Below are 5,667 nucleotides of genomic sequence, written 5' to 3'. Positions count from 1 at the left end.
CCCGGCCGCGCCGGCGCGGGCGCGGCCGGTACCAGCCCACGCCTAGTCGAAACGCACGTGCCGCAGCTGAACACCCACCCGGCGGACGACCCGGCGCACCGGGTGCTCGGCGCTCTCGGACAACCGCAGACCGCAGTGCTCCGCGATGTCCTCGGCGACCTCGGCGATCGTCTGGTGCTCGGTGTCGACGTGCACGTCGAACCGGGGAGTGCTCAGCAGGTCCAGGCAGCGCCGTGCCTGGTTCGCCGCGAAACTCGCCCTCCCCTCACCCCGGTACCGGATCCGACGCAGCAGCGACTGCTCCGAGGTGAGCAGCGTGAGGTGCCGCAGGTCCGGGTGGTGCCGGCGGAGCCCACCGACGATCTCGTCGTGGTAGTCCGGGTTGATCAACGTCATCGGCACGATCACGTGTCCGTCGTGGTCGTCGACCAGGCCGGAGAGGAACTCCCGGACGCCACGCCGCCACAGTGGCAGATCCTGGAAATCACCCCGCCGCGCGGGAGGTGTCATCCGCCGCAACGCGAAACCGAGCTGTTCGGGATCGCAGACGAAACTCCCGGGCAGACGGTGCTCCAGCTCGTGGGCCACCTGCGTCTTCCCGACGCCGAACGGCCCGTTGATCCAGATCAACATGGACGTGCAGACTACTGCCCACGGTGTGCGACCCAACGATCACCCATCGCCATCACCCGCACCGCGCACCTCCTCCGCTCCGCCGCCATTCGCCCTCGAACGCCCGCGCCACTCCGACATCCGGTCGGACGCGGCACCACACGCGGCGCGAGACGCCGGGATGGGACGGCCGAGCACGACCTCGGACGTTCGAGCGAGCGCACCGGCCTCGCAGCCTCCAGCGACGCACGCCCCGCTCCTCCTCGGCCGGTGTGCCCCGAAGGCCGCGTCCCGTTCCGCCGGACCCCGCGACGATGCCCCGCCCCCGGGAGGCCGACGGCGCCACCGCACCGGGCGGATCGGGAAAACCAGCAGGTCACAGCACTGAATGTTGGTTCACCCACCGGTCGCACGACCGCCTCCGCCGATCTTTACCTCCCCTTAGGAGTCAGACAGCGCGGCCCTATCACCGGGAACGGCAATCTTGGTCCCACACCGAGGGGAACACCCCCGAGACCAGGCCGGGAGAGCCGGACAGCGACTCGGGACCCACCAGGAGAAGGAAGGGAACCACCATGAAGAACCCGAAGATGGTCGCCGCGGTCGTCGGAGCTGTGGGCCTGCTCGCCATCGGCGGCACGGCCATGGCGCTCAACGACGGCGGGAACAGCGAGACCGTGCCGGCGACGAGCGCGCAGCACTGGGAGAACTCCGGCAACGCCGCCGTGAACAACGTCGAGCGGGACGACGACGGGGACGACCGCGATGACCGGGACGACTGGGACCCGAGGTCCGTGGAGACCGTGGAGGCCACCAGCGCCGAGGCCCGGGAAAACGGACCGAAGATCAGCTACGAGGAGGCCGAGCGGATCGCCCTGGAGCGCGTCCCCGGCGCCCGGGTGACCGAGGTCGAACTCGACGAGGACGACGGCCGGTACGAGTGGGAGATCGAACTCCGCAAGGACCGGATGGAGTACGACATCGACATCGACGCGGTCACCGGCGACATCATCGGCTACGAGGAGGACCGGGACGACGACTGAGCAGCAGCCGAGGTGGCTTCGGCCGGCAGGCCTGAACAGGCCGCGTCGAACCACCGGGTAGGGCCGGTGCCACCAGGCACCGGCCCTACTCACGTTCCCGTGGCGAAGGAGCAGGTGAAGCCGTGGCCAGGCGGCCCGGGAACGCCCCACTGTGGACGCCTGGGCCGGGTCGGCCGTGTCCGGCGGGCTTGTGAATGCCCGTACGCGCTCCGCTAGGATCGGGCCGCGTTCGCTCCCGCTCGCGCCGGCGGCCGGAGAGCGACCACGGAGACTGGGGGCAGTAGCTCAGTTGGTCAGAGCAGGGGACTCATAATCCCTTGGCCGTGGGTTCGAGCCCCACCTGCCCCACCAAATTGGTCATTGCCCGAACACCTTCCTTACCGGCCCTGGCTGGCGCGTTGTCGCTGGTCAGGGCTGTGTTTGTGTCTGCTGCTATCTCGACTGTCCCGTCGATGTGGGGTTGGGGGATACGGAGGACGGGGACGACGGTGCCGGGTCCGGTGATCTTGATTTCGGCGATGAGGGTTTCGATCAGGGCTTTGCGGGTCTGGTCGGTGCCGGAGCCGATGACGTGGGTGATGTGCTCGGCGACCTCAGCGAGCGTGGCCGTGTCGGGCGCGGTGGGTTCCGCGTCGAGTGCTCGGCGGGCTGTCCGCCGCCGCAGCGGCCGGGGTCGGGCGGGTGAGGTTGGCGAGCACTCTCGGGGTGCCGTTGTCGGTGGTACCGCCGATCACGGCGGGCAGCGCGCCGAGCCGGACACGGCGCGCCAACTCCGGCTCGGTGGTCACCACGGACCACACCTCACCGGCCGGGCCGTCCGGGTGCCCATGTTCACGGGCAGCGGTGGCCACCGGAACCGGGGAACCCTTGGCCTGTAGGGATCTCCGGAGGAGGTTTTCGCGGCGGGTGCTGCTGGTCCAGATCAGCACCATGCCCGCCAACCGGCGGGCCACATCCCACGGGTCTCCGGATCGCTCGCTGCTGGTGTAGCGGTCGATTTTGTCCGCCACCTTGTAGATGGGTTCGGTGCCGGTGTCGTGCTCTAGGAAGAATCCCAACCAGCCGCCACGTTCGTGCCAGCAGCCGTAGCCGTCCGGGGTGATTGTGCGCTCGTAGAAGTCCCTGATCCACTGCTCGGAGCGCCAAGTGTGCAGCCCTTCGCGGTCGAATCCCCGTTCGTCGCCAGGAACGTGCCCAACCCCGTGCGGCGGGATTACTCGCCCAGCTCGGCGAAGAACTGATTCACCCCCAACAAATGCGCCAAACGCGGCGATTCGAGGATGCGGCGCAGCCGGTCGGCGTGCGTGGCCGGACGCGGCGGCGCGCTGCCGCGCTGGGCGGCGAGCAGTTCGGCGCCGCGATAGCCGAGCAGGTAGTGAAACGGCTTCGAGCCGCCCTCGGCACGATACGGCTGCGTGCGCCACAGCACGCCAGCCTCAGTCAGCGCCAGCAGCCGATGCTGAGCGCGCGGGAGATCGACGGGAACAGCAACGCGCGAAGCTGCTCGGTGGTCAGAACATGATGCTCCGCCACGAGTTCGAGCACGACGCGATCCCGAGGCGTGAGCTGCGCCCACAGCGCCCCGTCCGGCCCTCCTGCCGCCTTCCTCTGGCTGCGGCTGCGCCGCCCCGCGCCATGGGTGAAAAGAGACTGATTGTGACCAATCAGTCGGGCAAGCGCGCCACGCGCCTTGTCCACGCCCTGACCTGCGACAGTGGAGCCAGCGCCCCCTGCGGATGCCCCTACGGCCCTGGGACGCATCGCACCCGCAGCCGCATCCGCAGGGCCACCCGCCACACCAGCCGCGCGGGCTTCCTCGTCCTTGTCCCTGTGATCAGCCATGCTCACCACCTCGTGTCGTTCGGACCCTGTAGCGCCCCTGAAGTCCGAAAAACACACCCCTGATCGGACACGATCATAAAAGATGCGACCGAAAACACATCCCGGGGTGGTGACCTGGCTGCCGCTGCCTGCGGCTCCGCTGGCGGGCGTGATCAATGCGCCTCCCTCATTGTGCCAGGAACCCTCGCACAACAGGAGAGGCGAATCGGCGCCGAATTTGGACACCGCGTTGTTCGGCGCGCTGTAAGCTACGCGCCGAGGTGTTGATCAACCGTGGCGAGAACCACGGAGAATTTTGTGCCCTGCCGCAAGTGCCGCGTGTATTTCGCGAGCAGAGATTGGGACCGATCCTTCTCCTCTGCGGCGTACTATCGAGAAAAATCCTCCCTCGATTTCGCCTTCCACGATCGCTCCGTGAACGAGAAAGGGCTTATCATCTTCCATCTGGGCGGGAACAACGATGGTGATCACGCCGAGCCCGTTTCCCGCTGAGATTTCAAATACCTCAAGTCCGCGAATCATCGGATAAACACGGCTGTCGATCACTTTCTCACATTGGGACGCCGTGGCCATCGAGGTAGGCACCGGAGTCGGTTTCGCCACCGTGTCAAGGCCTGCGCGCTTCTCAGTCCGATAGCCTATCGACAAAATGCCGCCCGATTCAGCATTAGCGAAGCGCGACACGTCCTGCGCGAGTTCGATTTTCGCGGCCTCCGAGGTCAGGTTAACCGATTGCTTGAATTCAAGCCAGGAATTCTCTTGCAACCCAATCATCGCATCGTGCGCCCCCTTGCGGAGGTTGGCAAGCACGGTAGCCTTATCCTGCCGTCCAGGGTTTCTCTCCGGCGAGACAGCCAGCAAACGAGCTGCTTCGGCCAACGCGGCTGCTAGGTCAGCCAGCCGTACGCCTGGGTTCGTCACTCGCGCAAACAATTCCCATCCGCCTGCGGAGTCGTATGCACTGTCGACTACATATTTCAACTGTTCAACCGTGCACCCAACGCGCGATAAGACCGACGCCACTACTGAGTGAGCATCTTGCTCGCCAAAAGGAATCGCACGCTCCAACGCGATCTCTACGGTTAAATCGCGTGGTGAAGTTATCCCGAGAAGGATTGGATTAACTTCGGCGCCATCAGCCCAGAGGACAAATAGGCGCCTGCATGGCGCACCCGGCAGTGATTCAGATAAGGTGACAAAATCTTTCACCGAATCGCTATTGAAATCCGCAAGGTTCAGCTCGATATCCGTTGGTACATCGACTATGCCAGCTCGCTCAAACGACAGAGCGCCATCACGGCGTCCGCCGACTGCGTTGCCGTCAGGATCGACCAGACATCCCAGCTCCGCTGACCACACTAAGGACCGCATTCGGTGATCATAGATGCGTGGCCAACAGAGTTCGGGACGCTGGAGGCGACGGGCTCCGCATCCGTACTGGCGTGACCAGGCACGTTGTTCCGGCGCTGGCATCAACACCGGGCTCTGCGCCCGTTCGCTGAGTCAGCCGTTCCAGCCGTGCCAAAACGGCGTGCGGTCGTCTCCTGCCGTGACGAGTGCGCTCTTCAGCGCACCGGGCCGTACGTCAGCCTCCGCGAGCTGATCCAGCGGCAGCCAGTAGAACTCAAGGTGATCTTCCTGGCTGACCGGCTCTGTGTCGGTGATGGCGACCTCGAAGACGAGGTTGATTTCGTGGTGGGTGGTGCCGTCTTCGATGTAGCCGTGCTCGACCGCGCCGACGAAGCCTGCGATCTTGGCTTCGGTGCCGAGTTCCTCGCCCAGTTCGCGGACGAGGGCGGTTTCCACCCGCTCGCCGGGTTCGACGTGGCCGCCCGGCAGAAACGACCAGGACTTGTTGCGTTGGCGCGCCACGAGGAGCTGGCCGTCGCGGCGGATGACAGCGCGGGCGATGATCTCGGTGGTGGCGGCGCTCATGTGTGCCCTTCGTGTCGGTCGGTGCGTTTAGGGTTGCGGCTTGTGACGATCTCAGAGCCTACCGTCGAGGATGTCGCGGCGGGCGTGGCGGAGTTGGTGCCGGAGGTGGCTCCGGTTGGGGTGGTCCGGCCTCTGCGGCGAGGTCGAAGCCATGCCTCGTGGGTGCTTGAGTCGTCGCGCGGCTGGTTGGTCGGCAAGGTGCTCCTGGGACCGCCCGGAGCGGCTGGGCTGGGGG

7 protein-coding genes and 1 tRNA gene are annotated in these 5,667 nt (G+C 66.3%); 2 read left to right on the top strand and 6 right to left on the bottom strand.

What is annotated here, in order from left to right:
- Window positions 1–42 precede the first annotated feature (42 nt).
- Complete coding sequence (locus ACTIDRAF_RS0216935) at window positions 43–633, bottom strand: AAA family ATPase (RefSeq protein ID WP_016699912.1); 591 nt, start codon at window positions 631–633, stop codon at window positions 43–45.
- A 554-nt stretch (window positions 634–1,187) separates the two neighbouring features.
- Between ACTIDRAF_RS0216935 and ACTIDRAF_RS33890 the strand changes: the two genes are divergently transcribed.
- The gene (locus ACTIDRAF_RS33890; protein ID WP_016699911.1) at window positions 1,188–1,655 is read left to right on the top strand and encodes a PepSY domain-containing protein; all 468 of its coding nucleotides are present in this window, start codon (window positions 1,188–1,190) and stop codon (window positions 1,653–1,655) included.
- 274 nt (window positions 1,656–1,929) lie between these two features.
- Window positions 1,930–2,006 (top strand) — tRNA-Ile (locus ACTIDRAF_RS0216925).
- Window positions 2,007–2,248: 242 nt separating this feature from the next.
- Here the strand turns inward: ACTIDRAF_RS0216925 and ACTIDRAF_RS35360 are convergent.
- The 5 genes from ACTIDRAF_RS35360 to ACTIDRAF_RS0216915 form a co-directional block, all read right to left on the bottom strand.
- Window positions 2,249–2,782: a replication-relaxation family protein gene (locus tag ACTIDRAF_RS35360; RefSeq protein WP_483446988.1), complete on the bottom strand. Its 534-nt coding sequence runs from the start codon at window positions 2,780–2,782 to the stop codon at window positions 2,249–2,251.
- A gap of 86 nt (window positions 2,783–2,868) precedes the next feature.
- Window positions 2,869–3,084, bottom strand: a complete 216-nt coding sequence (locus ACTIDRAF_RS35355; protein ID WP_016699909.1) for a replication-relaxation family protein — start codon at window positions 3,082–3,084, stop codon at window positions 2,869–2,871.
- A gap of 11 nt (window positions 3,085–3,095) precedes the next feature.
- Window positions 3,096–3,353, bottom strand: coding sequence for a hypothetical protein (locus ACTIDRAF_RS35020; RefSeq protein ID WP_016699908.1), 258 nt, complete (start codon window positions 3,351–3,353; stop codon window positions 3,096–3,098).
- A gap of 411 nt (window positions 3,354–3,764) precedes the next feature.
- A complete protein-coding gene (locus tag ACTIDRAF_RS33885) occupies window positions 3,765–4,868 on the bottom strand; it encodes an AlbA family DNA-binding domain-containing protein (protein ID WP_157163088.1) in 1,104 nt (367 codons plus the stop codon).
- 132 nt (window positions 4,869–5,000) lie between these two features.
- Complete coding sequence (locus ACTIDRAF_RS0216915; RefSeq protein ID WP_016699907.1) at window positions 5,001–5,432, bottom strand: NUDIX domain-containing protein; 432 nt, start codon at window positions 5,430–5,432, stop codon at window positions 5,001–5,003.
- Window positions 5,433–5,667: the final 235 nt, after the last annotated feature.

Origin of the sequence: Actinoalloteichus spitiensis RMV-1378, assembly GCF_000239155.1 — a bacterium.
Classification (GTDB): Bacteria; Actinomycetota; Actinomycetes; order Mycobacteriales; family Pseudonocardiaceae; genus Actinoalloteichus_B; species Actinoalloteichus_B spitiensis.
This window is presented reverse-complemented; position numbering and strand designations above follow the sequence as displayed.